The 22,223-nt window shown below is 71.6% G+C and carries 24 protein-coding genes; 13 read left to right on the forward strand and 11 right to left on the reverse strand.

The genetic code is table 11. The annotated features are described in order from the left end of the window. Positions 1 to 15 precede the first annotated feature (15 nt). From SM757_RS20715 to SM757_RS20735, 5 genes are all read right to left on the reverse strand, one after another. On the reverse strand, positions 16 to 798 hold the full coding sequence (locus tag SM757_RS20715; protein WP_305765089.1) for a 3-hydroxybutyrate dehydrogenase: 783 nt from the start codon (positions 796 to 798) through the stop codon (positions 16 to 18). Positions 799 to 869: 71 nt separating this feature from the next. Next, positions 870 to 1,376 carry a DoxX family protein gene (locus tag SM757_RS20720; RefSeq protein WP_322466883.1) on the reverse strand — a complete coding sequence of 169 codons (507 nt, stop codon included), beginning with the start codon at positions 1,374 to 1,376 and terminating at the stop codon, positions 870 to 872. Positions 1,377 to 1,716: 340 nt separating this feature from the next. Further along, positions 1,717 to 2,037, reverse strand: coding sequence for a BufA1 family periplasmic bufferin-type metallophore (locus tag SM757_RS20725; RefSeq protein ID WP_322466884.1), 321 nt, complete (start codon positions 2,035 to 2,037; stop codon positions 1,717 to 1,719). A 181-nt stretch (positions 2,038 to 2,218) separates the two neighbouring features. Then, entirely contained in the window at positions 2,219 to 2,737 is a 519-nt protein-coding gene (locus tag SM757_RS20730) for a hypothetical protein (protein WP_322466885.1), read from the reverse strand. Between the two features lie 70 nt (positions 2,738 to 2,807). Then, positions 2,808 to 3,320: a cupin domain-containing protein gene (locus tag SM757_RS20735; RefSeq protein ID WP_322466886.1), complete on the reverse strand. Its 513-nt coding sequence runs from the start codon at positions 3,318 to 3,320 to the stop codon at positions 2,808 to 2,810. A gap of 235 nt (positions 3,321 to 3,555) precedes the next feature. Between SM757_RS20735 and bufB the strand changes: the two genes are divergently transcribed. The 8 genes from bufB to SM757_RS20775 all read left to right on the forward strand — a co-directional run bounded on the left by bufB (position 3,556) and on the right by SM757_RS20775 (position 9,947). Next, the gene (gene bufB / locus SM757_RS20740) at positions 3,556 to 4,425 is read left to right on the forward strand and encodes an MNIO family bufferin maturase (protein WP_322466887.1); all 870 of its coding nucleotides are present in this window, start codon (positions 3,556 to 3,558) and stop codon (positions 4,423 to 4,425) included. After that, positions 4,409 to 5,209 (forward strand): DNA-binding domain-containing protein, encoded by an 801-nt coding sequence (locus SM757_RS20745; protein WP_322466888.1) that lies wholly within the window; start codon positions 4,409 to 4,411, stop codon positions 5,207 to 5,209. The genes bufB and SM757_RS20745 overlap by 17 nt, the downstream gene beginning before the upstream one ends. Further along, positions 5,206 to 5,919: a response regulator transcription factor gene (locus SM757_RS20750; protein ID WP_322466889.1), complete on the forward strand. Its 714-nt coding sequence runs from the start codon at positions 5,206 to 5,208 to the stop codon at positions 5,917 to 5,919. The genes SM757_RS20745 and SM757_RS20750 overlap by 4 nt, the downstream gene beginning before the upstream one ends. Continuing rightward, positions 5,916 to 7,124 (forward strand): HAMP domain-containing sensor histidine kinase, encoded by a 1,209-nt coding sequence (locus SM757_RS20755; RefSeq protein WP_084267850.1) that lies wholly within the window; start codon positions 5,916 to 5,918, stop codon positions 7,122 to 7,124. Before SM757_RS20750 ends, SM757_RS20755 begins: the two co-directional genes overlap by 4 nt. Next, entirely contained in the window at positions 7,121 to 8,266 is a 1,146-nt protein-coding gene (locus SM757_RS20760; protein WP_322466890.1) for a PAS domain-containing protein, read from the forward strand. The genes SM757_RS20755 and SM757_RS20760 overlap by 4 nt, the downstream gene beginning before the upstream one ends. A gap of 106 nt (positions 8,267 to 8,372) precedes the next feature. Further along, the gene (locus tag SM757_RS20765) at positions 8,373 to 8,867 is read left to right on the forward strand and encodes an ankyrin repeat domain-containing protein (protein ID WP_238455916.1); all 495 of its coding nucleotides are present in this window, start codon (positions 8,373 to 8,375) and stop codon (positions 8,865 to 8,867) included. A 187-nt stretch (positions 8,868 to 9,054) separates the two neighbouring features. Continuing rightward, positions 9,055 to 9,318, forward strand: a complete 264-nt coding sequence (locus SM757_RS20770; protein ID WP_066341547.1) for a hypothetical protein — start codon at positions 9,055 to 9,057, stop codon at positions 9,316 to 9,318. 149 nt (positions 9,319 to 9,467) lie between these two features. Then, the gene (locus tag SM757_RS20775; RefSeq protein WP_066341546.1) at positions 9,468 to 9,947 is read left to right on the forward strand and encodes an aminoacyl-tRNA deacylase; all 480 of its coding nucleotides are present in this window, start codon (positions 9,468 to 9,470) and stop codon (positions 9,945 to 9,947) included. 58 nt (positions 9,948 to 10,005) lie between these two features. On the opposite strand, the gene SM757_RS20780 is transcribed toward SM757_RS20775, so the two are convergent. From SM757_RS20780 to SM757_RS20800, 5 genes are all read right to left on the reverse strand, one after another. Beyond that, positions 10,006 to 10,920 (reverse strand): hydroxymethylglutaryl-CoA lyase, encoded by a 915-nt coding sequence (locus SM757_RS20780; protein WP_322466891.1) that lies wholly within the window; start codon positions 10,918 to 10,920, stop codon positions 10,006 to 10,008. Continuing rightward, a complete protein-coding gene (locus SM757_RS20785) occupies positions 10,917 to 12,911 on the reverse strand; it encodes an acetyl/propionyl/methylcrotonyl-CoA carboxylase subunit alpha (RefSeq protein WP_322466892.1) in 1,995 nt (664 codons plus the stop codon). Before SM757_RS20785 ends, SM757_RS20780 begins: the two co-directional genes overlap by 4 nt. A 275-nt stretch (positions 12,912 to 13,186) precedes the next feature. Continuing rightward, on the reverse strand, positions 13,187 to 13,978 hold the full coding sequence (locus SM757_RS20790; protein ID WP_322466893.1) for an enoyl-CoA hydratase/isomerase family protein: 792 nt from the start codon (positions 13,976 to 13,978) through the stop codon (positions 13,187 to 13,189). 8 nt (positions 13,979 to 13,986) lie between these two features. Beyond that, positions 13,987 to 15,594 (reverse strand): carboxyl transferase domain-containing protein, encoded by a 1,608-nt coding sequence (locus SM757_RS20795; RefSeq protein WP_066341542.1) that lies wholly within the window; start codon positions 15,592 to 15,594, stop codon positions 13,987 to 13,989. Beyond that, on the reverse strand, positions 15,594 to 16,769 hold the full coding sequence (locus tag SM757_RS20800; protein WP_322466894.1) for an isovaleryl-CoA dehydrogenase: 1,176 nt from the start codon (positions 16,767 to 16,769) through the stop codon (positions 15,594 to 15,596). The genes SM757_RS20795 and SM757_RS20800 overlap by 1 nt, the downstream gene beginning before the upstream one ends. 173 nt (positions 16,770 to 16,942) lie before the next feature. Between SM757_RS20800 and SM757_RS20805 the strand changes: the two genes are divergently transcribed. The 4 genes from SM757_RS20805 (at position 16,943) to SM757_RS20820 (ending at position 20,556) form a co-directional block, all read left to right on the forward strand. Then, the gene (locus SM757_RS20805) at positions 16,943 to 17,956 is read left to right on the forward strand and encodes an AraC family transcriptional regulator (RefSeq protein ID WP_322466895.1); all 1,014 of its coding nucleotides are present in this window, start codon (positions 16,943 to 16,945) and stop codon (positions 17,954 to 17,956) included. A gap of 61 nt (positions 17,957 to 18,017) precedes the next feature. After that, the gene (locus SM757_RS20810) at positions 18,018 to 18,581 is read left to right on the forward strand and encodes a phosphatase PAP2 family protein (RefSeq protein WP_322466896.1); all 564 of its coding nucleotides are present in this window, start codon (positions 18,018 to 18,020) and stop codon (positions 18,579 to 18,581) included. Positions 18,582 to 18,750: 169 nt separating this feature from the next. Beyond that, positions 18,751 to 19,596 carry an endonuclease/exonuclease/phosphatase family protein gene (locus SM757_RS20815; protein WP_322466897.1) on the forward strand — a complete coding sequence of 282 codons (846 nt, stop codon included), beginning with the start codon at positions 18,751 to 18,753 and terminating at the stop codon, positions 19,594 to 19,596. A 45-nt stretch (positions 19,597 to 19,641) separates the two neighbouring features. Next, positions 19,642 to 20,556, forward strand: coding sequence for a pirin family protein (locus SM757_RS20820; protein ID WP_066341537.1), 915 nt, complete (start codon positions 19,642 to 19,644; stop codon positions 20,554 to 20,556). A gap of 12 nt (positions 20,557 to 20,568) precedes the next feature. On the opposite strand, the gene SM757_RS20825 is transcribed toward SM757_RS20820, so the two are convergent. Continuing rightward, positions 20,569 to 21,018: a response regulator transcription factor gene (locus tag SM757_RS20825; RefSeq protein WP_157119222.1), complete on the reverse strand. Its 450-nt coding sequence runs from the start codon at positions 21,016 to 21,018 to the stop codon at positions 20,569 to 20,571. Positions 21,019 to 21,373: 355 nt separating this feature from the next. Between SM757_RS20825 and SM757_RS20830 the strand changes: the two genes are divergently transcribed. Next, a complete protein-coding gene (locus SM757_RS20830) occupies positions 21,374 to 22,201 on the forward strand; it encodes an alpha/beta fold hydrolase (protein WP_322466898.1) in 828 nt (275 codons plus the stop codon). Positions 22,202 to 22,223: the final 22 nt, after the last annotated feature.

Below are 22,223 nucleotides of genomic sequence, written 5' to 3' on the forward strand. Positions count from 1 at the left end.
CGCGGGGAGCGGACGTCAATGCTGCGTCCAGCCGCCGTCCATGGGAATGGCCGTGGCGGTCATGGAAGCCGCCGCGTCCGAGGCCAGGAACACCGCCAGCGCGGCCAGCTCCTCCACGCGGACGAACGCCTTGCGCGCCTGGTGGGCCAGCATCACGTCGCGCACCACCGCTTCCGGCGAGATGCCGTGGGCGCGCGCCTGGTCGGCGATCTGCCGGTCCACCAGCGGCGTCTTCACGTAGCCCGGGCACAGCGTGTTGGCCGTGATGCCGAACTCGGCCAGCTCCACCGCCACGCAGCGCGTGAAGCCCACCAAACCGTGCTTGGCCGCGACGTAGGCCGACTTGAACGGCGACGCGGTGAGCCCATGCGCCGAGGCGACGTTGAGGAGGCGGCCGAAGCGCCGCGCCTTCATGCCCGGCACCACGGCCTGCGTCAGGACGAAGGCGGCCGTGAGGTTGATGGCGAGGATAGCGTCCCACTTCGCCTGCGGAAATGCCTCCACCGGCGCCACGTGCTGTATGCCGGCGTTGTTGACCACGATGTCCACGCGGCCGAAAGCCGCCTCGGCCTGGGCGGCCAGGCCGCGGATCTCGTCCGGCCGGCTCATGTCCGCGCCATGGAAGGCCACGCGCACGCCGAACTCGCGCTGCAGCGCGCCGCGGGTGAACTCGATCTCGTCGGCCTGGCCCAGGCCGTTGAGCATCACGTGCGCCCCCTGCGCGGCGAAGGCGCGGGCAATGCCCAGGCCTATGCCGCTGGTGGAGCCGGTGACGATGGCGGTCTTGCCTTCAAGCAGCATGGCGTTCTCCTGGGGGACCGGACTTCGGCTTGGCGGGACCACGGGTGTGGCGTGTCATGGCCCGCTCCTCAGCCGTGCGGGCCGTGGCCCAGGCGGCGGTGGATGAGCCGGTCCAGCGACAGCGCGCCCGGGCCGTGCGTGAGCGTGACCAGCAGCAGCAGGCCCCAGGTCTGGTGGTCCTTGAGGCCGGCCGCGCCCAGGTCCGGGTACGAGACGACGGCCACGATGTTGAAGACGAAGAGCACCAGCGCCGCGGCCCGCGTGCCCAGGCCCAGCACCAGCAGCACGGGGAAGAACAGCTCCACGCCCGTGCCCAGCAGCGCGGCCACTTCAGGCGGCAGCAGCGGCACGGCGTACTCGTTCTCGAACAGCGACAGGGTGCTGTCCCAGCTCGCGATCTTGGTCAGCCCGGCGTTGAAGAACACCGCCGCGACGAAGAGGCGCAGCGCCAGGTCCACCAGCGGCGACAGGCCGTCCAGGCCACGCACCGCGCGGCGGGCCAGGTGCAGCGCCCTGCCCGCGGCGCCGGGGGGCGATGCGGCGGGGAGGTCCATGGGATTGTTGACGTAATGCATATTGATCGCTCCTTGCGTGTGGGAGGTTGGCATCCCGAGAGTCAAGACGCCTCGCCCCCCACTTCGTCATTCCCGCGCAGGCGGGAATCCAGGCGGCCCCACGCCAGAGCGAAGGGGCAACGCAGGAAGGCTGCGGTTTTTGGGTCTCGTGACGCCGGCCCATGAGCTGGCGGCCGACTTGGGGGCCGCCTGGATTCCCGCCTTCGCGGGAATGACGGCTCGGGGGGCATTGCGGGCCAGTCTTCGGATGGCGGCCATCAGCTTTTCCCGGACAGTTGCCATCTCCAGTCAGGAAACCGGCTGCGCGCCCGCACTGCTGCGGCCCGCGCCTGCCCCGCCTTCACCCCGCCTTCTTCCCATCCTTGAGCGCCGCCGCTCCGCCGTGCACGTTTTCCGGCTTGTCGGTGACCATGCCGCCGGCGATGCGCTCGCAGGTGCCCTTGGGGACGAGGATCCAGGCCTCGGTGTCGCGGTCCATGGCGGCGGTGCCGGCGCAGGCGCTCTTGCTGGTGCCGCAGTCGTTCTTGCCGGCCTTGACGATGCCGGCGCACTTCTCCATGTCGCCCTTGACCGCCAGCACGGGGCCGCTGGCCAGCGAGCCGCCCAGGGCCACCAGCGTGGCGATGGAAGCGGCGACGAGGGTGTTGGCTTGCTTGCTCATGTCAATCTCCTGGGGTCGTTGAGGAAAAACAGGTTTAAGGGGGATCGCGGTGCCCTTGGCGGGTTGTGGCTGCAACCTCATCGACACCGTGAAGCCAGTCTGGCCGCCGGGTCTCACGCGGCCATGGCGGAGAAGTCACGTTTTCATCACGGCGCGATTCACGGCGCGACTTCCAGGCGCGTCAGGCCGCGGCCAGCGCCTCGAAGCGCAGCACGTACTCGCGCAGCACGCGCGCGGCGCTCAGGGCCTCGCCGCTGTCCAGGTGGCGGGCCGCGCCGCACAGGCGCGCCAGCGCCCCTTCGAGCTCGTAGTCCACGGCCTCCAGGTCGGCGCTGTCGCGGCCCTCGTAGGCGACGCGCGCGGCGGGCTGTGCCATGCATTGGGCCGAGAGGTCCAGGAAGAAGCGCCGGTTGGGATGCGCCACGCGGTACAGCAACCGCCCCGCGGCATAGACGCAGGCGTCGCCCGCCGGCCCGCTCACCACCACCGTGTCCGCCTCCACCAGCCGCACCTGGGCCTGCACCGCGAGCAGCGCCGCGGGCCAGAACTGGCCGAAGAGGACGACGCCGCACTCGTCCTCGCGCGGGCGGCGCGGCGCCGCGCCCTCCACGTCCGGCGTGTCGTCCACGCCTTCGAGATCGGTGGCCAGGGCCGACGCCAGGGCGCGGCGCAGGTGGCATTCGGGGTGGCGGATGTTCATGGCGGCCTCCGGGGCTAGGGACGCTGCGGGGGCGGCGCGGGGCTTTGCAGCCGCGCCGCGCCGGCGCTCGTCACATGTCGTGTTCCATGTGCGGCTTGTCCATGGGGAAGAGATCGACCGAGATCAGCACGGCCGGCGTGCTGCCGGTGTTCTTCCACCAGTGCGAAGTGCCGTTCTTCTCCGGCGCCACGTCGCCGGCGCGGTGGACGATGGGCACGGCGCAACTGCTGGCGTACTCGGTGACCTCGCCGGAGACGGTGTAGATCATGGCCGGGCGGTTGTCGTGGCTGTGCCAGGGGACGATGCCGCCGGGCTGTATGTCCAACTGGCGCAGCCGGAACTGCCGGCCCTGCAGCGCCAGCGGTTCGTTGGCCAGGTCGGTCATGGCGCGCACCCTGTCCGTCACGCCCTGGGGCATGGAGGGGCCCGGCGGCTGGCCGCGGCCGTCGGCCACGCGCTTGTCCATGGGGCATTCGCCGGCCAGGGCGGCGCTGGCGCCCAATGCGGTGACGGCGGCCACGGTGGCCAGGACGCAAGGTTGCGCCACGCGGCGCCAGGCGTTGGAAGTCGTGCGGATGCTCATGCTGCGTGCTCCAGGTGAACCATGCGGGGGTTGCCTGGACAGGCCTGGGACGGCCCGCCCGCAGACAACTTTGGGCGGCGGGCGTCACCGGGCGGTCGCGTGTTGGTCACGTTTCGGTCACGGAGCGCGGGCGGGGCGCGGCGGGGCGCCAAAGTTCACTTTTCCATCACGGCGCCTTGGCGCCGCGCGCTGCCTCCTAGACTGGACTGCATACATCCCGACACAAGGAGCGCGCATGAATGCCTCGTCTTCGCTGCCGCCGCGCTGCGCCGGCATCGGCCTGCGCGGCGAGCACCACGCCGCGCTGCTGGCGCTGCGGCCGGCGCTGGGTTTCATCGAAGTGCACAGCGAGAACTACTTCGGCCGCGGCGGCCCGCCCGCGCACTGGCTGCGCCGCGCCCGCGAGCACTACGCGCTGAGCCTGCACGGCGTGGGCCTGTCGCTGGGCTCCGTCGATCCGCTGCAGGTGAAGCACCTGCGCCGGCTGCGCGAGCTGATCGACGAGCTGCAGCCCGCGCTGGTCTCCGAGCACCTGAGCTGGAGCGGCGTGGACGGCATCTTCGCCAACGATTTATTGCCGCTGCCCCACACCCGCGAGGCGCTGGCCCACGTGGTGGCGCGCGTGCAGCAGGTGCAGGAGGCCCTCGGCCGGCAACTGCTGCTGGAGAACCTCTCCAGCTACCTGCGCTTCAGCGACGACGAGATGCCGGAATGGGCGTTCATCGCCGAGGTCGCCCGCCGCAGCGGCTGCGCGCTGCTGCTGGACGTGAACAACCTCTACGTGAGCGCGCGCAACCACGGCTTTGACGCTCTGGACTACCTCGCCGCCCTGCCGGCCGAGGCCGTTGCGCAATACCACCTGGCCGGCCACACGCACCGGCGCTTCGACGACGGCACGGACATCCTGCTGGACACGCACAGCCATTTCGTGAGCGACGCCGTGTGGGCACTGTACGCGCAGGTGCTGCAGCGCTTCGGCGCGCGCCCAACGCTGATCGAATGGGATGCCGGACTGCCGCCGCTGCCCGCCCTGGTGGCCGAGGCGCACAAGGCGCGCACCTTCATGGACGAGACGACGGAGCACCACCATGCCTGCTTTGCATGAGCTGCAACGCCGCGTGATGGCCGCGCTGCTGCACCCCACCGATCTGCAAGCCCAGGCCGACGCCGCCGCGCTGCTGCGCCCAACGCCGGGCGCCCTGGACGCCGCCAGGCGGCTTCAGCTCTACCGCAACAACCTGAGCGAAAGCCTCACCGCCGCGCTGGCCGCCGTGGTGCCGGTGGTGCAGCAGCTCGTGGGCGAGGCGTTCTTGCGCGCCATGGCGCAGCGCTTCATCCAGCGCTTTCCTTCGCGCCACGGCAACCTGCACGCCTTTGGTGCCGAGCTGCCGCGCTTCCTGCGGGACTTCGAGCCCGCGGCCTCGCTGCCCTACCTGCCGGACATGGCCGCGCTGGAATGGGCCGTGCACGCCGTCTACCACGAGGCGCCCGTGCCGGCGCTCACGCTGCAGGCCCTGGCCGCGCTGGACGCCGGGGCGCAGGCTGCGCTGCGGTTGCGGCTGCAACCCTCGGCGCGGCTCGTGGCGTCCGAGCACCCCGTGCTGCAGCTCTGGCAGGCCCACCAGCCGGACGCCGCGCTGGTGCTGGAGGACGTGGACTGGCGGCGCGGCACGCGCGTGCTGGTGGCGCAGCGCGCGCTGGAGGTGGAATTCCACCTGCTGTCCGAGGGCGAGCTCTGCTGGCTGCAGGCGCTGGAAGGCGGCGCGTCCCTGGGCGAGGCCTGTGCGCAGGCGCTGCAGGCTGACGCGGGTTTCGATCTGGCCGCGGTGCTGATGCGGCACCTGGAACTGGGACACTTCCAGGCCCTGCCCAAAGGATCTACGCCATGAACACCCGCCGCGTGCTGGTCATAGAGGACGACCCCGACATCGGCCGCCTGGTGACGCTGCAACTGGCCGAGCTGGGTTTCGAGCACCGGCTGGTGGCCGACGGCGTCACGGGCCTGGCCGAGGCCGAGGGCGGGCGCTGGGATTTGCTGATCCTGGACCTCATGCTGCCGCGCCTGGACGGCTTGCAGATCTGCAAGCGCCTGCGCAGCCGCGGCGAGGGCTACCTGCCCATCCTCATGCTCACGGCCAAGTCTTCCGAGCTGGACCGCGTGCTCGGCCTGGAGCTGGGCGCGGACGATTACCTGGTCAAGCCGTTTTCCATGCTGGAGCTGGCGGCGCGCGTGAAGGCCATCCTGAGGCGGCAGGAGCATTTCGAGGCCGCCGCGGCCGCCACGCCGGCGGCCACGCTGATCGAGGCCGGCGAGCTGCGCATCGACCTGGACCGCCACGAGGTGCAGGTGGGCGGCCGCAGCGTGGACCTCACCGCCAAGGAGTTCGAGCTGCTGGTGCACTTCGCCCGCGCGCCGGGGCGCGTCTTCACCCGCGCGCAGTTGCTGGACCAGGTCTGGGGCTACACCCACAGCGGCTACGAGCACACCGTGAACTCGCACATCAACCGGCTGCGCAACAAGATCGAGCGCGACCCGGCCCAGCCGGCGCACATACAAACCGTCTGGGGCGTGGGCTACCGCTTCGCGACGCCGGCATGAGCGAGCCGGTGGAGCGCAGCAGCGGCGCCAAGGCCGCGCCCGCCCGCGCGGCGGTCGGCAACAGCCTGTCCTTGAAACTGTCGCTGCTGCTGGCCGCGGCCTTCATCGCCGTGGGCGGGCTGCTGGTGGTGGCCACGCAGGCCATGTTCGAGCCGGCGCGGCTGCTGGAGCTGTCCACCGACGTGATGATCGGCAGCGTGGTCTTCTCGCTGCTGGCGGCGCTGTGCGTCTTTCAGCTCTTCACCCGGCGTTTAAAGCGCCTGGCCGATGCGGTGGACGCCTACCAGCACGGCGACTTCAGGCAGCCGCTGCGCCTGGCCGAGGCCGACGCGCGGGGCGACGAGATCGAGCGCCTGGCCGCGCACGTGGAAGGCATGACCGGCCGCATCGCCGACCAGCTCACCGAGCTGGAGCGCGTGGCCACGCGGCGGCGCGATTTATTGGCCAACGTCTCGCACGACCTGCGCACGCCGCTGGCCTCCATGCAGGGCTACCTGGAAATCCTGCTGCTGCGCCGCGGCGAGCTGTCGGAAGCCGAGGAGCGCAACTACCTGGAAGTGGCCGCGCGCCACAGCGAGCGGCTGGGCCGCCTCGTCAACGACTTGTTCCAGCTCACCAAGCTGGAGGCCGAGGACGTGCACCCGCAGCGCGAGCGCTTCCCGTTGGCCGAGCTGGTGCAGGACGTGGCGCAGAAGTTCGCGCTGGACGCCGCGCAGCGCAGCCTGACGCTGCACGCCGCCTGCGGCGCGGCCATGCCGATGGTGGACGCCGACATCGGCATGGTGGAGCGCGTGCTGGAAAACCTCGTGGAAAACGCTTTGCGCCACACCCCGGAAGGCGGCCGTGTGACGCTGACGCTGGGCGTGGACGCGGGCCGCGCCGTGGTGGACGTGAGCGACACGGGCGTGGGCATCCCGGCCGACGAGCTGGACAAGGTGTTCGACCGCTTCTACCGCGCCGACCGCACCGGCTCGCGCCACCACGCCGGGCTGGGCCTGGCCATCTCGCGGCTGATGGTGCAACTGCACGGCGGGCACCTGGCCGTGCGCAGCACGCCGGGCCGGGGCACCACCTTCAGCTTCGACCTGCCGCTGGCCGCGCCGCCGCGGCCGGCCGGCGATGCTGCACCGCACGAAATTGGACACAAGGCGTCACAAGGCGGCGCCTCCGCGGCCGGGGCCGGCGACACACTCGCCGCGCCATGAACACCCTCACCTCCGGACGGCACCTGTGGGTGCTGGTGCTGCTGCTGGCCCTGGCCGCCGTGCTGGGCGGCCTGGCCCTGGCACCGGGCATGGCGGCCTTCGTCCCCGCGCTGTTGGGCGCGCTGGTGCTGGCGGCCGTGCTGGCCTGGCAGGCCCGCGAACGCGAGCGGCAGTGGCGGCAGCGGCTGGACGAGCAGGCGCACCGCGTGGACGGGCTGCAGCGCGCCCTGGAAACCGCCGAGGCGCGCCGAGCCGAGGCCCAGGCCGCCGTGCGCGCCGGCGAGCAGCGCTACGAGCTGGCGCTGCGCGGCAGCCAGGACGGGCTGTGGGAATGGGACATCGCCGCCGACCGCATGCGGCTCTCGCCGCGCTGGAAAAGCATGCTGGGCTATGCCGAGGACGAGCTGGGCGACTCGCGCAACCAGTGGCGCACCTGCGTGGAAGCGCAGGACTTGCCCGCGCTGGAGCAGGCCTTGCAGGCGCACCTGGCCGACGCCGCCAGCCGCTTCGAGGGCGAGCTGCGCCTGAAACACAAGGACGGCACCCTGCGCTGGGTGCTCACCCGCGGCGTGGCGCTGCGCCATGCCAGCGGCACGCCCTACCGCATGGTGGGGCTGGACACGGACGTGACGCGTTTAAAACGCGTGGAAACCATCCTGGACGCCGTGGCCCGCGGCACCGCGGACGCCTTTGGCGAAGCCTTCTTCAAGGCGCTGGTGCGCCACTTCGCGCGGGCGCTGGAGGTGGACTGCGCCTTCATCACCGAGTGCGCCGACCAGCCGCCCACGCGCGTGCGCACGCTGGCCTTCTGGGCCGGGCAGCGCTTCGAGGACAACATCGAATACGGCCTGCCCGGCACGCCCTGCGAGCAGGTCGTGGGCGAGGGGCAGATGTGCTTCCTGCGCAGCGACGTGCAACGCCTGTATCCGGTGGAAGCGGGCTACGAGGCCTACCTGGGCCTTCCCATCCTGGCGCAGGACGGGCGGGTGCTGGGGCACCTGGCCTTCCTGGACCGCGTGCCGCGCGGCGAGGAGCTGCTGCTGGAGTCGGTCTACCGCATCTTCACGGCGCGCGCGGCGCTGGAGCTGGAGCTTCAGCAGGCCTTGCAGCGGCTGAGGGCGATGGGAGCGGAGGCGGCGTAGGGCGACAGCGGCGCGTTGCCTGCCATGGGAACGCCGCATGCCCAAACGAGCCGCCGCCAACGACTGCTCGCAAGGACCCCGCATGCACACCGCCCAACGCCCCACCATGGACGCGCAGACCCTGGACTTCCTACACGGTGTGCTGGACACCGTGCGCGGCGGCGACGCCCAGCGCATCGCCCGGCTGCTGGACAAGCGGCTGCCGCCCAACCTGCGCGACCACAAGGGCGACAGCCTGCTCATGCTGGCCTGCTACCACGGCCACCTGGAGACGGCGCGCGCGCTGCTGGAGCACGGCGCCGACCCCGAGCTGGCCAACGACCGCGGCCAGACGCCCTTGGGCGGCGCCGCCTTCAAGGGCTACCAGCCCATCGTGGAGCTGCTGCTGGCCCACGGCGCGCAGGTGGACGGCGCGGGGCCGGACGGGCGCACGGCGCTGATGATCGCGGCCATGTTCAACCGGCTGGAGATGGTGGAGCTGCTGCTCTCGCACGGCGCCAACCCGCTGTCGCGCGACGCGGCCGGCATGACGGCGCGGGACGCGGCGCTGAAGATGGGCGCGCAGGACACGGCGCAGCGGCTGGCCGGCACCGGGGCCTGAGGCCCACACCACGCACCCACCGCCGCCGCCGGCACGGGGGCGCGTCGCGGGCACCGCACAATGCCGCGCCATGACGAACGCCGCGACCGGCTGCCGTCTCGGGTGGGCAGCAGAGCCCTCCACAAACGGCCCGCGCCACCTGCTGCCGCCCCGCCTTGGGCGGTGGCCTCTGAGGAAGTACCGCCCCATGCCGCTCGACACCCTGCAAGCCGCCCTGGACCAACTGCGTGCCGGCGAACTGGACCAGGCTGCCTTTTGCCGCCGCCTGCGCGCCGTCAGCCTGCCGGCCGAGCTGCCGCCCAAGTTCGGCGAGGTGCTCGCCAACCTGCTGGACCGGCTGGAATCCAGCGCGATGTTCGGCGGCGAGAGCTGCTCCTTCAGCACCGACGATCTGGCGGCCAGCGTGCAGGCCTGGCTGGACAAGGCGCGGGAGCGCTTGAAGGCGGCGTGAGCGCGGCGCCGGCCCCGGCGCCTGAAACCCCGTGGAGCCGATGGACACAGGCCATCGGGGCCAAGCCGCCGGTGCGCGGCGGCGGGCGCACACTGGCCGCGCGCCCGCTGAGTCCATGCGGGCGCGATGTACCCAGCAAGGAGGCCGACATGTCGATTCCTTCGCGTCTATCGCAATACCTGGAGCATCACGGCGCGCGCTACGAGGTGTGCCGCCACGAGCACAGCCGCAGCAGCGCCGAGACGGCGCGCGTGGCGCACGTGCCCCTCAACCAATTGGCCAAGGCGGTGTTGCTGGAAGACGAGCAGATCTGCGTGATCGCGGTGCTGCCCGCCGACCGCAGCGTGATGCCGCACGAGGTGGCGCAACTGCTGGGCCGCCAGGAGCTGCGCCTGGTCGAGGAGCCTCGCCTGGGCCAGCTGCTCGACGGCTGCGAGCCCGGCGCCGTGCCGGCCGTGGGCATGGCCTGGGGCATGGAAACCGTGGTGGATGACGAGCTGGAGCAGCGCGAACTCGTCTACCTCGAAGCCGGCGACCACGAGCAACTGCTGCGGCTCACCCAGGCGCAGTTCCACGCCCTCATGCGCGGCGCCAAGTGGGGGCGCATCAGCCGCGTGCAGATGCATTGAGCCGCGGCCAGGCGCGGGGTCGCCCCGCGCCGCGGCCTGGGAATGCCCAGGCCCAGGCTCAGGCGCAGGCCGCCCGCAGCGCCCGCGCCACCTTGGACCCGACCTCGCGCCCAAGCACCCCGCTGATCCAGGCCGACGTGTCCACCAGCCGGCCCAGGTCCACGCCGGTGTCCGCGCCCAGGCCGTGCAGCAGGTACACGACGTCCTCCGTCGCCACGTTGCCCGACGCGCCCTTGGCGTAGGGGCAGCCGCCCAGGCCGGAGACGGACGCGTCGAAGACGCGCACGCCCAAGTCGTAGGACGCCGCCACGTTGGCCACCGCCATGCCCCAGGTGTCGTGGTAGTGGCCGGCCAGTTGCGACACGGGCACGCGAGAGGCCACCGCCTGCAGCATCGCCCGCACCGTGGCCGGCGTGCCCACGCCTATCGTGTCGCCCAAGGACACCTCGTAGCAGCCCATGGCGTGCAGCCGCGCGGCCACGTCCGCCACCCGCTGCGGCGCCACCGGGCCTTCATACGGACAGGCCACCACGCAGGACACGTAGCCGCGCACCTTCACATGGGCCGCGCGCGCCGCCGCCATCACCGGCTCGAAGCGCACCAGCGACTCGGCCACCGAGCAGTTGATGTTCTTCTGCGAGAAGGCCTCGGACGCGGCGGCGAACACCGCCACCTCGCTCGCGCCGCTCTCGATGGCCGCCTCCAGCCCCTTGAGGTTGGGCACCAGCACCGGGTAGCCCACCCCGGCGCGGCGCGGCAGGCGGCGCATGAGGTCGGCGTGGTCGGCCATCTGCGGCACCCACTTGGGCGAGACGAAGGCCGTGGCCTCGATGTCGCGCAGGCCCGCGTCGGCCAGGCGCGCGATCAGCTCCAGTTTCACGTCCGTGGGCACGGACTGCTTCTCGTTCTGCAGGCCGTCGCGCGGGCCCACCTCGACGATGCGGACGGCTTGCTTGCTGCTGTTGTCGCTCATGCCTGCTCCCCGAATTCCACCAGCTCGGCCCCGTCGGCCACCTGCTCGCCCGGCGCGTAGCGGAAGGCTTTCACGACGCCCGCGCGCGGCGCGGTGATGGTGTGCTCCATCTTCATGGCCTCCAGCACCAGCAGCGGCGCGCCCTTGTCCACCGTGGCGCCGGGCTGCGCCAGCCAGGCGATCACCTTGCCCGGCATGGGCGCGCGCAGGCCGCCTTCGGCCTCGTCGCCGCCGCCGCCCACGTGCAGGCTGTCCACCAGGCTCAGCGGCCAACTGCGGCCCTCGAAGAAGACGTGGCGGCGCTCGCCCGCCGCCACCACCGCCGCATGCAAACGGCGCTCGCCCAACTGCACCAGCAGCGCGCCATCGGCGCCGGGCGTGGCGCGGGCCTCCACCGCGGAAGCGCCCTCCAGGCCGATGCGCCAGGCCTGGCGCGGCAGCACTTCAACCGTCACGGCCTGCACCTGCTCGCCCAGGCGCAGTTGCAGCCGGCGCTGGGCGCGGCCGTTGAGCCGCCAGCCGTCCAGCGCGGACCAGGGCGAATCGGCCCCGGCCCCGCGCTGCGCGCCCTGCTGCTCGCGCTGCAGCTCGGCCAGCGCGGCGATGAGCCACACGCTCTCCGGCACCTCGCGGTGGGCGGGGAACAGTTGCTCCTGCTCGCGCTCTATGAGCCCCGTGTCGAAGCGGCCCTGCGCGAAGGCCGGCAGCGCCACCAGCCGCGCCAGGAACTCCACGTTGTTCTGCACGCCCACCACGCGGAACTGCGCCAGCGCCTGGCGCATGCGCGAGAGCGCCTGCGCGCGGTCCGCGCCCCACACGATCAGCTTGGCGATCATGGGGTCGTAGTGCGGGGTGATCTCGTCGCCCTGCTCCACGCCGCTGTCCACGCGCACGTGGCCGCTTTCCGGCGGCGGCGCCAGGTGCAGCAGCTTGCCGGTGGAGGGCAGGAAACCCTTGTCCGGGTCCTCGGCGTAGATGCGCGCCTCCAGGGCGTGTCCGTCGATGGAGAGCTGCTCCTGCGTGAGCGGCAGCGGCTCGCCGCTGGCCACGCGCAACTGCCACTCCACCAGGTCCAGCCCCGTGATCATTTCCGTCACCGGGTGCTCGACCTGCAGCCGCGTGTTCATCTCCATGAACCAGAAGGAGCCGTCCCCTTGGGCGATGAACTCCACCGTGCCCGCGCCCACGTAGCCCACGGCCTTGGCCGCTTCCACGGCGGCGCGGCCCATGGCGGCGCGGCGCTCCGGCGTCATGCCCGGCGCGGGGGCCTCCTCCAGCACCTTCTGGTGGCGGCGTTGCACCGAGCAGTCGCGCTCGAAGAGGTAGACGCAGCGGCCCTGCTGGTCGGCGAACACCTGGATCTCGATGTGCCGCGGCTGCAGCACGTACTTCTCCACCAGCACGTGGTCGTCGCCGAAGGCGTTGGTCGCCTCGCGCTTGCAGGAAGCGAGCGCGGCTTCGAAGTCCGCCGCGCGGTCCACGCGGCGCATGCCCTTGCCGCCGCCGCCGGCGCTGGCCTTGATGAGCACGGGGTAGCCGATGGTCTCGGCCTGCGCGGCCAGGAAGCCGGGCTCCTGGTGGTCGCCGTGGTAGCCGGGCGTGAGCGGCACGCCGGCCTTTTCCATCAGCGCCTTGGCGGCCGACTTGCTGCCCATGGCGCGGATGGCCGACGCGGGCGGGCCGATGAAGGCGATGCCGGCGGCCTCGCAGGCCTCGGCGAAATCCTCGTTCTCGGAGAGGAAGCCGTAGCCGGGGTGGATGGCCTCGGCCCCGGTGGCGCGAGCGGCCTCCAGGATGCGGTCGCCCTTGAGGTAGGACTCGCGCGCCGCGGCAGGGCCAATGAGCACCGCCTCGTCGGCCAGGCGCACGTGGCGGGCGTTGGCGTCGGCCTCGGAATACACGGCCACCGTGGCGATGCCCATGCGGCGCGCCGTCTTGATGACGCGGCAGGCGATCTCGCCCCGGTTGGCGATCAGGATTTTCTTGAACATGTTAGTCCCATGCTCGGTTGAGCGCAGAAGCGTTGGAGCGTCGAGGCAGGGGCAATGGCTCTTCCTGCTGGCACATGCCCTGCGGCGCCGGCCGAAGAAGAAATGCCGTCATCCCGGCGAAGGCCGGGATCCACGAGCACCGAGACGCCGCTTCGATTTGCATTGAGGAGTGCCGGCGCAGGCCGTGCTCACGCATCAGCGCGCGTGGATTCCGGCCTTCGCCGGAATGACGACGGGATGGGCTGACGACCTGCATGGCGGCACACGATGGGCAGTCAGTGCCCCTTCACCCACCCCGCAGGCCGCTTCTCCAGGAAGGCGGCTAAACCCTCCCGCGCCTCCGGCGTGGCGCGCAGCGTGGCGATGCGCCGCGCGGTGTCTTCCACCACCTCGCCGGTGATGGGCCGGTCGGCCACGGCGCGTATGAGCGCCTTGGCCGCCGCCTGCGCCTTGGGGCCGCCGGCCAGCAGCGCGTCCACCACGCGGGCCACCGACGCGTCCAGCGCATCGGCCTCGCACAGCTCGTGCACCAGGCCCAGCTCCCAGGCGCGCTGCGCGCTGATGCGCTCGGCCGTCTGGAAGTAGCGCGTGGCCTGCCGCTGGCCGATCGCGCGGATCACGTAGGGGCTGATGGCCGAGGGGATGATTCCGAACTTCACCTCGGAGGTCGCGAACACCGCGGCCGTGGACGCCACGCAGATGTCGCAGGCCGACGCCAGCCCCATGCCGCCGCCCAGCGCCGCGCCGTGCACGCGGGCGATCGTGGGCTTGCTGCTGTGGGCGATGGCGTGGAACAGCGCGGCGAGCTTGCGCGCGTCCTCCAGGTTGGCCTCCAGCGGCGCCGCGCTCTGGCGCTGCATCCAGTTCAGGTCCGCGCCCGCGGAAAAACTCTTGCCCTCGCCGGCCAGGACGATGGCGCGCACGCCCTCGTCCGCGTCCAGTTCCTGGAAGCCGTGCGTGAGCGCCGCGATCAGCGACTCGTCGAAGGCGTTGTGCACCTCGGCGCGGCTCATCACCACGCGGGCCACGCCGCCCTCGCGTTCGATCTTGAGAGGTTGACTGCTCATCACGGGCCTCACATGCGGAAGACGCCGAACTTGGTCGGCTCAATGGGCGCGTTGAGCGCGGCCGAGAGCGACAGCGCCAGCACGCGGCGCGTCTGCGCGGGGTCGATGACGCCGTCGTCCCACAGCCGCGCCGTGGCGTAGTAGGGGTGGCCCTGGTCCTCGTACTGCTGGCGGATGGGGGCCTTGAAGGCTTCCTCGTCCTCCGCGCTCCAGGCCTGGCCCTTGGATTCCAGCCCGTCGCGGCGCACGGTGGCCAGCACCGAGGCGGCCTGCTCGCCGCCCATCACGCTGATGCGCGCGTTGGGCCACATCCACAGGAAGCGCGGCGAGTAGGCCCGGCCGCACATGCCGTAGTTGCCGGCGCCGAAGGAGCCGCCGATGAGGGCCGTGATCTTGGGCACCTGCGCCGTGGCCACGGCCGTGACCATCTTGGCGCCGTCCTTGGCGATGCCGCCGTTCTCGTACTTGCGGCCCACCATGAAGCCCGTGATGTTCTGCAGGAACAGCAGCGGAATGCCGCGCTGGCAGCACAGCTCGATGAAGTGCGCGCCCTTCTGCGCCGACTCGCCGAACAGGATGCCGTTGTTGGCAATGATCCCCACCGGCATGCCGTGCAGCGTGGCGAAGCCCGTCACCAGCGTGGCGCCGTAGCGGGCCTTGAACTCGTCGAAGCGCGAGCCGTCCACCACGCGGGCGATGACCTCGCGCACGTCGTAGGGCTTCCTGGTGTCGCGCGGGATGATCCCGTACAGCTCCTCGGGGTCGAAGCGCGGCGGCTCGGCGGCCTGCAGCGCCACCGTGCTGGGCTTGCGGTGGTTCAGCCGCGCCACGATGCGCCGCGCCAGGTAGAGCGCGTGGCCGTCGTTCTCGGCCAGGTGGTCCGCGACGCCGGAGATGCGCGTGTGCACGTCGCCGCCGCCCAGGTCCTCGGCGCTGACCACCTCGCCGGTGGCCGCCTTCACCAGCGGCGGGCCGCCCAGGAAGATCGTGCCCTGGTTGCGCACGATCACCGTCTCGTCGCTCATGGCCGGCACGTAGGCGCCGCCGGCGGTGCACGAGCCCATCACCACCGCGATCTGCGTGATGCCCTGGGCCGACATGTTGGCCTGGTTGAAGAAGATGCGGCCGAAGTGGTCGCGGTCGGGGAAGACCTCGTCCTGCTTGGGCAGGAAGGCGCCGCCGGAGTCCACGAGGTAGATGCACGGCAGCCGGTTCGCCTGCGCGATCTCCTGGGCGCGCAGGTGCTTCTTCACCGTCATGGGGTAGTAGGTGCCGCCCTTCACCGTGGCGTCGTTGGCCACGACCATGCACTCCACGCCCTGCACGCGGCCGATGCCGGCCACCACGCCGGCGCAAGGCGCCTCGCCGCCGTACATGCCGTGCGCGGCGAGCTGGCCGATCTCCAGGAAGGGGCTGCCCGGGTCCAGCAACTGGTCCACGCGCTCGCGCGGCAGCAGCTTGCCGCGGGCGGTGTGCTTGGCCCGCGCCGCCTCGCCACCGCCCAACGCGGCGCGGGCGGCCTGCTCGCGCAGGTCCTGCACCACGGCGCGCATGGCCGCGGCGTTGGCCTTGAACTCCTCGGAGCGCGTGTCGATGCGGCTGTCCAGCGCCTGCATCACAGCGTCTCCGCAAACAGCTCGCGGCCGATGAGCATGCGGCGGATCTCGCTGGTGCCCGCGCCGATCTCGTAGAGCTTGGCGTCGCGCCACAGCCGCTCCACCGGGAACTCCTTGGTGTAGCCCACGCCGCCCAGGGTCTGGATCGCCTCGCCGGCCATCCAGGTCGCCTTCTCGGCCGAGTACAGGATGGCGCCCGCGGCGTCCTTGCGCAGGGTGCGCGCGTGGTCGGCGCTGTCGCAGGCCTTGCCCACGGCGTACACGTAGGCGCGGCAGGCCTGGTGCGTGGTGTACATGTCGGCCAGCTTGCCCTGCATGAGCTGGAACTCGCCGATGGCCTGGCCGAACTGCTTGCGCTCGTGCACGTAGGGCACCACCGCGTCCATGCACGCGGCCATGATGCCCAGCGGGCCGCCGCTGAGCACGGCGCGCTCGTAGTCCAGCCCGCTCATCAGCACCTTCACGCCGCCGCCCACGGCGCCCAGCACGTTCTCCTCAGGCACCTCGCAGTCCTCGAAGAAGACGGGGTAGGTGTTGGAGCCGCGCATCCCCAGCTTGTCGAGCTTGGAGCCGAAGGACAGCCCCTTGAAGCCCTTTTCGACGATGAAGGCGGTCATGCCCTTGGGGCCCGCCTCGGGGTCGGTCTTGGCGTAGACGATCATGGTGTCCGCGTCGCCGCCGTTGGTGATCCACATCTTGGAGCCGTTGAGGACGAAGCGGTCGCCCTGCTTCTGCGCGCGCAGCCGCATGCTCACCACGTCGGAGCCGGCGCCGGGCTCGCTCATGGCCAGCGCGCCGACGTGCTCGCCGCTCACGAGCTTGGGCAGGTAGCGGTCCTTCTGCGCCGCGTTGCCGTTGCGGTGGATCTGGTTGACGCACAGGTTGGAGTGCGCGCCGTAGCTCAGGCCTACCGAGGCCGAGGCGCGCGACACCTCCTCCATGGCCACCATGTGCGCCAGGTACCCGAGGCCCGTGCCGCCGTACTCCTCGCCCACCGTCAGGCCGTGCAGGCCCAGGTCACCGAGCTTCTTCCACAGGTCGGCAGGGAAGAGGTTGTCGCGGTCCACAGCCGCCGCGCGCGGGGCGATTTCCTTGGCGGCGAAGTTGGCGACGGTGTCGCGCAGCATGTCTATGGTTTCGCCAAAGCCGAAGTTGAGGCCGGGAAGCTGGGTCATGGCTGTCTCCTGGGTGCTGGAAATCGGGAGTCGGGAATCGCGTGCAGGGCGCGCGCGCCTGGGAAAGGCGGGTGGGGGCGCGGATGCCGGCAAGCGTAGGCGCCGGCGCGGCACGCTGCCAGCCAGCGAGGGTGCAAAAGCTGCCAAACTGCCGGCTGAAAACAACCGCACCTATGAGCACGCCTGCCGCCGTCACCCCTATGGCCTTCGTCCGCTGCATCGCGCTGGCTTTCGAGCGCCGCGGCATGGACCCGGCCCCCGCCCTCGCGGCGGCACAAATCACGCCACAGGCGCTGGCCGACCCGCGGGCCCGCATCACCGCGCTGCAGATGGAAACCGTCTCCGCCGCCGCCATGCAGGCGCTGGACGACGAGGCGCTGGGCTGGTTCGAGCGCCGCCTGCCCTGGGGCAGCTACGGCATGCTCTGCCGCGCCAGCACGGGCGCGGCAACGCTTGGGCTGGCCTTGAAGCGCTGGTGCCGCCACCACCGGCTGCTCACCGAGGACGTGCTGCTGACCCTGGAGCCCCAGGGCGAGGCCACCATGCTGGCGCTCACCGAGCGGCGGGATCTGGGGACCTTGCGCGAGTTCTGCCTGGTGACGCTGCTGCGCTACGTGCACGGCTACGCCTGTTGGGCGGTGGACTCGCGCATCCCGCTGCTGGAGGCCGCCTTTCCCTTTCCCGCCCCGGCGCATGCCGACGCCTACACCCACATGTTCCCCGGCCCCGTGCGTTTCAAGGCGGCGCAGGCCGCGCTGCGCTTCGACACCCGCTACCTGTCGCTGCCCCTGCGCCGCGACGAGGCCGCGCTCAACAGCATGTTGAAGCGCGCCCTGCCCCTGACCGTGCGCCAGTACCGGCGCGACCGGCTGCTGGCGCAGCGCGTGCGCGAGCGGCTGCGCCAGCAGCCCGGGGCGAATGCCGACGAGGTGGCGGCGGCGCTGTTCCTGTCCACGCGCAGCCTGCACCGCCAGTTGCAGGAGGAGGCGACCTCCTTGCAGGCCCTGAAGGACGCCGTGCGCCGCGACATCGCCGTGGAGCTGTTGCTGCGCAGCGGCCGGCCCATCAAGCAGATCGCCCAGGCCGCGGGCTTCGACAACGAAAAAAGTTTCACCCGCGCCTTCAAGGGCTGGACGGGCGAATCGCCGACGGCGCTGCGCGGGCGGGCCGCACAGGCCATGGGCTGAGCCTGCCCGCCTTAAGCAGCCTGCAAGCGACGCATCACCGGCGCCCGGGACAATGCGCGGCATGAGCAACACCAATCCCCCCATGATCCGCTCCATGACCCGCTGCGGCGCCGTGGCCCTGCTGGGCCTGTGCGCCGCCACCGCCTCCTGGGCCGACGGCAACCGCCGCGCCGGCGACGTGCTGAGCTGGGCCCTGCCCCTGGGCGCGGCGGGCTACTCGCTGTACGACGGCGACCGCGAGGGCACGCTGCAGTTCGGCAAGGCCTTCGCCGTGACCCTGGCCGGCACCGAGGTGCTCAAGCGCACCACCCACGTGGAGCGCCCCGACCACTCCGACGACGAGTCCTTCCCCTCCGGCCACGCCAGCCGCGCCTTCTCGGCCGCGACCTTCGTGCACCGGCGCTACGGCTTCGAAGCCGCCTTGCCCATGTACGCGGCGGCCACCTACGTCGGCTGGACGCGCGTGCACGCCGACCAGCACCGCTGGCGCGACGTGGCCGGCAGCGCCGTGCTCTCCGCCGCGGCGTCGTGGTGGCTGGTGGACCCCAGGCAGGACAGGCGCGTGAGCGTGCTGCCGCTGGTTGGGCCGCGCTCGGTGGGCGTGGAAGTCGCGGCGAGCTGGTAAGCCGCTGCGCCGGCACGGCCCGCGGCAACGATTGCTTGCACACGCGCCGCACGCCGGCTACACAGTCGCGGCGCGGCTCGGTCCCCCGAGGGCTTGTCCCGGAGCAACAGGCTCCCGGCTCCTGGGCACCCGGCCTGCTCCCGCCCGCCAAGCTGCAAGGAGCCGGCTCTTGAAACTCGTCACCTGGAACATCCAGTGGGGCCGCGGCACGGATGGCCGCGTGGACCTGCGCCGCATCGTGGACGACGCGCGTGCGCTGGCCGACTTCGACGTGCTGTGCCTGCAGGAGGTGGCCGACGGCTGGCCGGCGCTTCCCGGCGGCGCGCCGGGCAACCAGTTCCGCGAGCTGGCCCTGGCGCTGCCGGGCTTCACCGCCGTGGAAGGCGTGGCCGTGGACGTGCCCGGCCCCACCGCCGGCACGCGCCGGCGCTTCGGCAACCTGCTGCTGTCGCGCCTGCCCGTGCTGCAGGTGCTGCGCCACCACCTGCCCTGGCCCGCGGATGCCACCGTGCCCAGCATGCCGCGCGTGGCCGTGGAGGCCACGCTGCGCACGCCCTTGGGCGCGCTGCGGGTGATGACCACGCACCTGGAGTACTACACGCAGGAGCACCGCGTGGCGCAGATCAAGCGGCTGCGCCAGTTGCAGCGCGAGGCGGTGCGCCACGCCCGCCAGCCCCGGCCCGCGGGCGAGGGCCCTTTTCTTTCGCAGCCCCGCGGCGGCCCGGCGCTGCTGGTGGGCGACATGAATTTCAAGCCGGACTCGCCGGAGCACGCGCGCATGGTGTCGCCCTTTCCCGACGGCACGCCGGCCTGGGTGGACGCCTGGACGCTGCTGCACGCGGGCCAGCCGCACCCCGCGACCTTCGCGCCGCACGAGGGGGCGTCACCTGAGGCCCCCTACTGCTGCGATTACGTGTTTGCCGGCGCCGACCTCGCGCCGCGCCTGCGCACACTGCGCGTGGACGCGCGCACCACCGCCTCCGACCACCAGCCGCTGCTGGTGGAGCTGGGCTGAAGCCCGCCCCGCACCCTGCCCACACCTCCAAGGGAGAAAACCGCCATGGACGCACTGGAAACCATCGTCATCCCCCGCAGCTCGGACTTGGGCGAGGGCTTCACCGTGCGCCGCGCCTTGCCCTCGGCGCAGCGGCGCATGGTGGGGCCCTTCGTGTTCTTCGACGAGATGGGCCCGGTGCGCTTCGAGGCCGGGCACGGGCTGGACGTGCGCCCGCACCCGCACATCGGCCTGGCCACGGTCACCTACCTGACGCAGGGCGAGATCCTGCACCGCGACAGCCTGGGGGTGGTGCAGCCCATCCGGCCGGGCGAGCTCAACTGGATGACGGCCGGGCGCGGCATCGTCCATTCCGAGCGCTCGCCCCAAGGCCAGCGCGACGGCAGCGCCACGCTGGCCGGGCTGCAGTTGTGGGTGGCGCTGCCCAAGGCGCACGAGGAGACGGAGCCCTCCTTCGTCCACCACGGCGCGGGCGAGCTGCCGCTGCTGGAAGCCGGGGGCTGCCGGCTGCGCGTGATCGTGGGCGGCTTCGAGGGCGCCACGTCGCCCGTGCGCACGCTCTCGGAGATGTTCTACGTGGAGGCGCAGCTCGACCCCGGGGCGCAGTTGCCGCTGCCGCCGCTGTACGAGGAGCGCGCGGCCTACGTGATGCAGGGCCAGGTCAGCGTCAACGCCGAGGACGCCGCCCACGGCCATGGCCCGCAGCAGATGCTAGTGTTCAAGCCCGGCGAGCCGGTGGTGCTGCGTGCGGTGGGCGGCCCGGCGCGGCTGGTGCTGCTCGGTGGCCCGCCCATGGACGGGCCGCGCTACGTGTGGTGGAACTTCGTCTCCAGCTCGCGCGAGCGCATCGAGCAGGCACAGGCCGATTGGGCCGGCGGGCGCTTTGCGGCGGTGCCTCAGGAAACGGAGTTCATTCCGCTGCCAGACAACCGGCCGCTGCCGCCGGTGTCCTATCCCTGAGGCGGCGGTGATTCAGTACGGCATGGCCGCCTGCAGCGCCGAGCTGCCGCCCAGGAGGACCATGGTGTCGAGCCAGACGTTTTCCGGGGTGGAGGGACGGCGCAGCAGGAGGTGCATGTGCACGCGGGCCAGCAGGGCCGGCGACAGCGCGGGGACGGCGACGTAGTCCACCGCGCCGGCCGCATAGACGGCGGCCTCGTCCTCGGGGTGGGCCTCGGCCAGCACGGCGATGACGGGGATGCTCTGTCCCTCGCTCTCCATGGCGGCGCACAGCGCCGCCGCGTCGCCGCCGGGCAGCCGCCAGTCCAGCAGCACCAGGTCCGGCCGCAGCACCTGCAGCGCGGCCGGCAACTCCTCGGCATGGGCGACGGAGGCGGTGAGGTAGCTGGGGCCCAGGGCTCCTTGCAGGGAGTCCAGGACGTCGGCGTGGCCGGTGGCAATGAGCAGGCGGGCTGAATGCATGCGGATGGCGATGAAACTGCTGCTGGACTCCCGCGACGCGGAAGTTTCAGCCTCCAGTGTCCGCACCTGCCCGCGGGCGATCGTGGAGGGCTTGTGAATTTGGGGTGGGCGCTCCTCGTGGATCAGAAATCGTTGTCCAGGCCCTTGCGCGGGAGGCGCACCCGCTTGTCGGCCACGGAGAACTCGAACGCCCAGCCGCCCCCGCCGGTCAGTACCGCGCCAGACCTGCCCGGCCATACTCCAGCGCCCTTGCCACCCCGCTGACCATGCGCCACACGACACCCCGCACGCCCGCCGCGTACTTGAGCCTCAACGCCATCCAGGACGTGGTGACCACCGGCCAGCGCGGTACGCCATGAACCTACGACTGCACGGCGTTTTGGCCGGCCTGCTGCTGGCCGCCAATACCGTCCAAGCCGCCCAGCCTCCCCAGGCCGCCCCGCCCTTGGCCCCGGATACGGCCATCGCCACGACGAGCACCGAAAACGTCAAAGGCCGGCAGGTGGAATACGTCTTGGCCGGCCGGGGCACACCGGCCGTGGTATTTGAAAATGGTTTAGGCGGTGCGCTGGACAGCTGGCGCCAAGTCATTTCGGAAATTTCCAAATACACCACCGTCCTGGCCTACAACCGCCCGGGCTACGGCGACAGCGCCATGGCCGACACCCCGCGCGACGGCGAGCACATTGCCAGCGAGCTGCGCGACTTGCTGGCCGCCGCGCATTTGAAACCGCCTTATGTCCTCGTCGGCCACTCGGCCGGCGGCTTGTACATGCAGTACTTTGCGCGGCGCTATCCGCGTGAGGTGGCAGGTTTGATATTGGTGGATTCCACCCACCCGCAGCAATTCCAGGGCAAGGGCGCGCTGGACGGCAATATGCGGCCCAGGCGCCAAGTGGCGGCCCAAAAGGAGCTGGATTTTCTCAATGCCACGGGCGAAGCCGTGCTGGCCTTGCCCACATTCACCGGCAAACCCGTCATCGTCCTGAGTGCCTTGAAACCCCTGTCCGTCCACGGCGAGTATGCAGACGACGCCAACGAAAAACGCCGCGGCGTCGCGCGGCTTTATCCAGGCGCGAAACAGGTGTGGGTGGACAGCGGACACAAAATCCCGACCGAAAAACCGGAGGCCGTGACGGAGGCGGTGAAGGAAATGCTTGCCGCGGTGAAGCACACCAAGTAAGGAGGAAAGAGGATTCGTTCCC

The organism is Azohydromonas lata (assembly GCF_034427735.1).
Classification (GTDB): Bacteria; Pseudomonadota; Gammaproteobacteria; order Burkholderiales; family Burkholderiaceae_C; genus Azohydromonas; species Azohydromonas lata.

What these genes read in the sequence shown, in the direction of transcription:
- SM757_RS20720 (WP_322466883.1), bottom strand. Translation starts at nt 1,376, where the DNA reads ATGCATTACGTCAACAATCCCATGGACCTCCCCGCCGCATCGCCCCCC.
- SM757_RS20725 (WP_322466884.1), bottom strand. Translation starts at nt 2,037, where the DNA reads ATGAGCAAGCAAGCCAACACCCTCGTCGCCGCTTCCATCGCCACGCTG.
- SM757_RS20730 (WP_322466885.1), bottom strand. Translation starts at nt 2,737, where the DNA reads ATGAACATCCGCCACCCCGAATGCCACCTGCGCCGCGCCCTGGCGTCG.
- SM757_RS20735 (WP_322466886.1), bottom strand. Translation starts at nt 3,320, where the DNA reads ATGAGCATCCGCACGACTTCCAACGCCTGGCGCCGCGTGGCGCAACCT.
- bufB (WP_322466887.1), top strand. Translation starts at nt 3,556, where the DNA reads ATGAATGCCTCGTCTTCGCTGCCGCCGCGCTGCGCCGGCATCGGCCTG.
- SM757_RS20745 (WP_322466888.1), top strand. Translation starts at nt 4,409, where the DNA reads ATGCCTGCTTTGCATGAGCTGCAACGCCGCGTGATGGCCGCGCTGCTG.
- SM757_RS20750 (WP_322466889.1), top strand. Translation starts at nt 5,206, where the DNA reads ATGAACACCCGCCGCGTGCTGGTCATAGAGGACGACCCCGACATCGGC.
- SM757_RS20755 (WP_084267850.1), top strand. Translation starts at nt 5,916, where the DNA reads ATGAGCGAGCCGGTGGAGCGCAGCAGCGGCGCCAAGGCCGCGCCCGCC.
- SM757_RS20760 (WP_322466890.1), top strand. Translation starts at nt 7,121, where the DNA reads ATGAACACCCTCACCTCCGGACGGCACCTGTGGGTGCTGGTGCTGCTG.
- SM757_RS20765 (WP_238455916.1), top strand. Translation starts at nt 8,373, where the DNA reads ATGGACGCGCAGACCCTGGACTTCCTACACGGTGTGCTGGACACCGTG.
- SM757_RS20770 (WP_066341547.1), top strand. Translation starts at nt 9,055, where the DNA reads ATGCCGCTCGACACCCTGCAAGCCGCCCTGGACCAACTGCGTGCCGGC.
- SM757_RS20775 (WP_066341546.1), top strand. Translation starts at nt 9,468, where the DNA reads ATGTCGATTCCTTCGCGTCTATCGCAATACCTGGAGCATCACGGCGCG.
- SM757_RS20780 (WP_322466891.1), bottom strand. Translation starts at nt 10,920, where the DNA reads ATGAGCGACAACAGCAGCAAGCAAGCCGTCCGCATCGTCGAGGTGGGC.
- SM757_RS20785 (WP_322466892.1), bottom strand. Translation starts at nt 12,911, where the DNA reads ATGTTCAAGAAAATCCTGATCGCCAACCGGGGCGAGATCGCCTGCCGC.
- SM757_RS20790 (WP_322466893.1), bottom strand. Translation starts at nt 13,978, where the DNA reads ATGAGCAGTCAACCTCTCAAGATCGAACGCGAGGGCGGCGTGGCCCGC.
- SM757_RS20795 (WP_066341542.1), bottom strand. Translation starts at nt 15,594, where the DNA reads ATGCAGGCGCTGGACAGCCGCATCGACACGCGCTCCGAGGAGTTCAAG.
- SM757_RS20800 (WP_322466894.1), bottom strand. Translation starts at nt 16,769, where the DNA reads ATGACCCAGCTTCCCGGCCTCAACTTCGGCTTTGGCGAAACCATAGAC.
- SM757_RS20805 (WP_322466895.1), top strand. Translation starts at nt 16,943, where the DNA reads ATGAGCACGCCTGCCGCCGTCACCCCTATGGCCTTCGTCCGCTGCATC.
- SM757_RS20810 (WP_322466896.1), top strand. Translation starts at nt 18,018, where the DNA reads ATGAGCAACACCAATCCCCCCATGATCCGCTCCATGACCCGCTGCGGC.
- SM757_RS20820 (WP_066341537.1), top strand. Translation starts at nt 19,642, where the DNA reads ATGGACGCACTGGAAACCATCGTCATCCCCCGCAGCTCGGACTTGGGC.
- SM757_RS20825 (WP_157119222.1), bottom strand. Translation starts at nt 21,018, where the DNA reads ATGCATTCAGCCCGCCTGCTCATTGCCACCGGCCACGCCGACGTCCTG.
- SM757_RS20830 (WP_322466898.1), top strand. Translation starts at nt 21,374, where the DNA reads ATGAACCTACGACTGCACGGCGTTTTGGCCGGCCTGCTGCTGGCCGCC.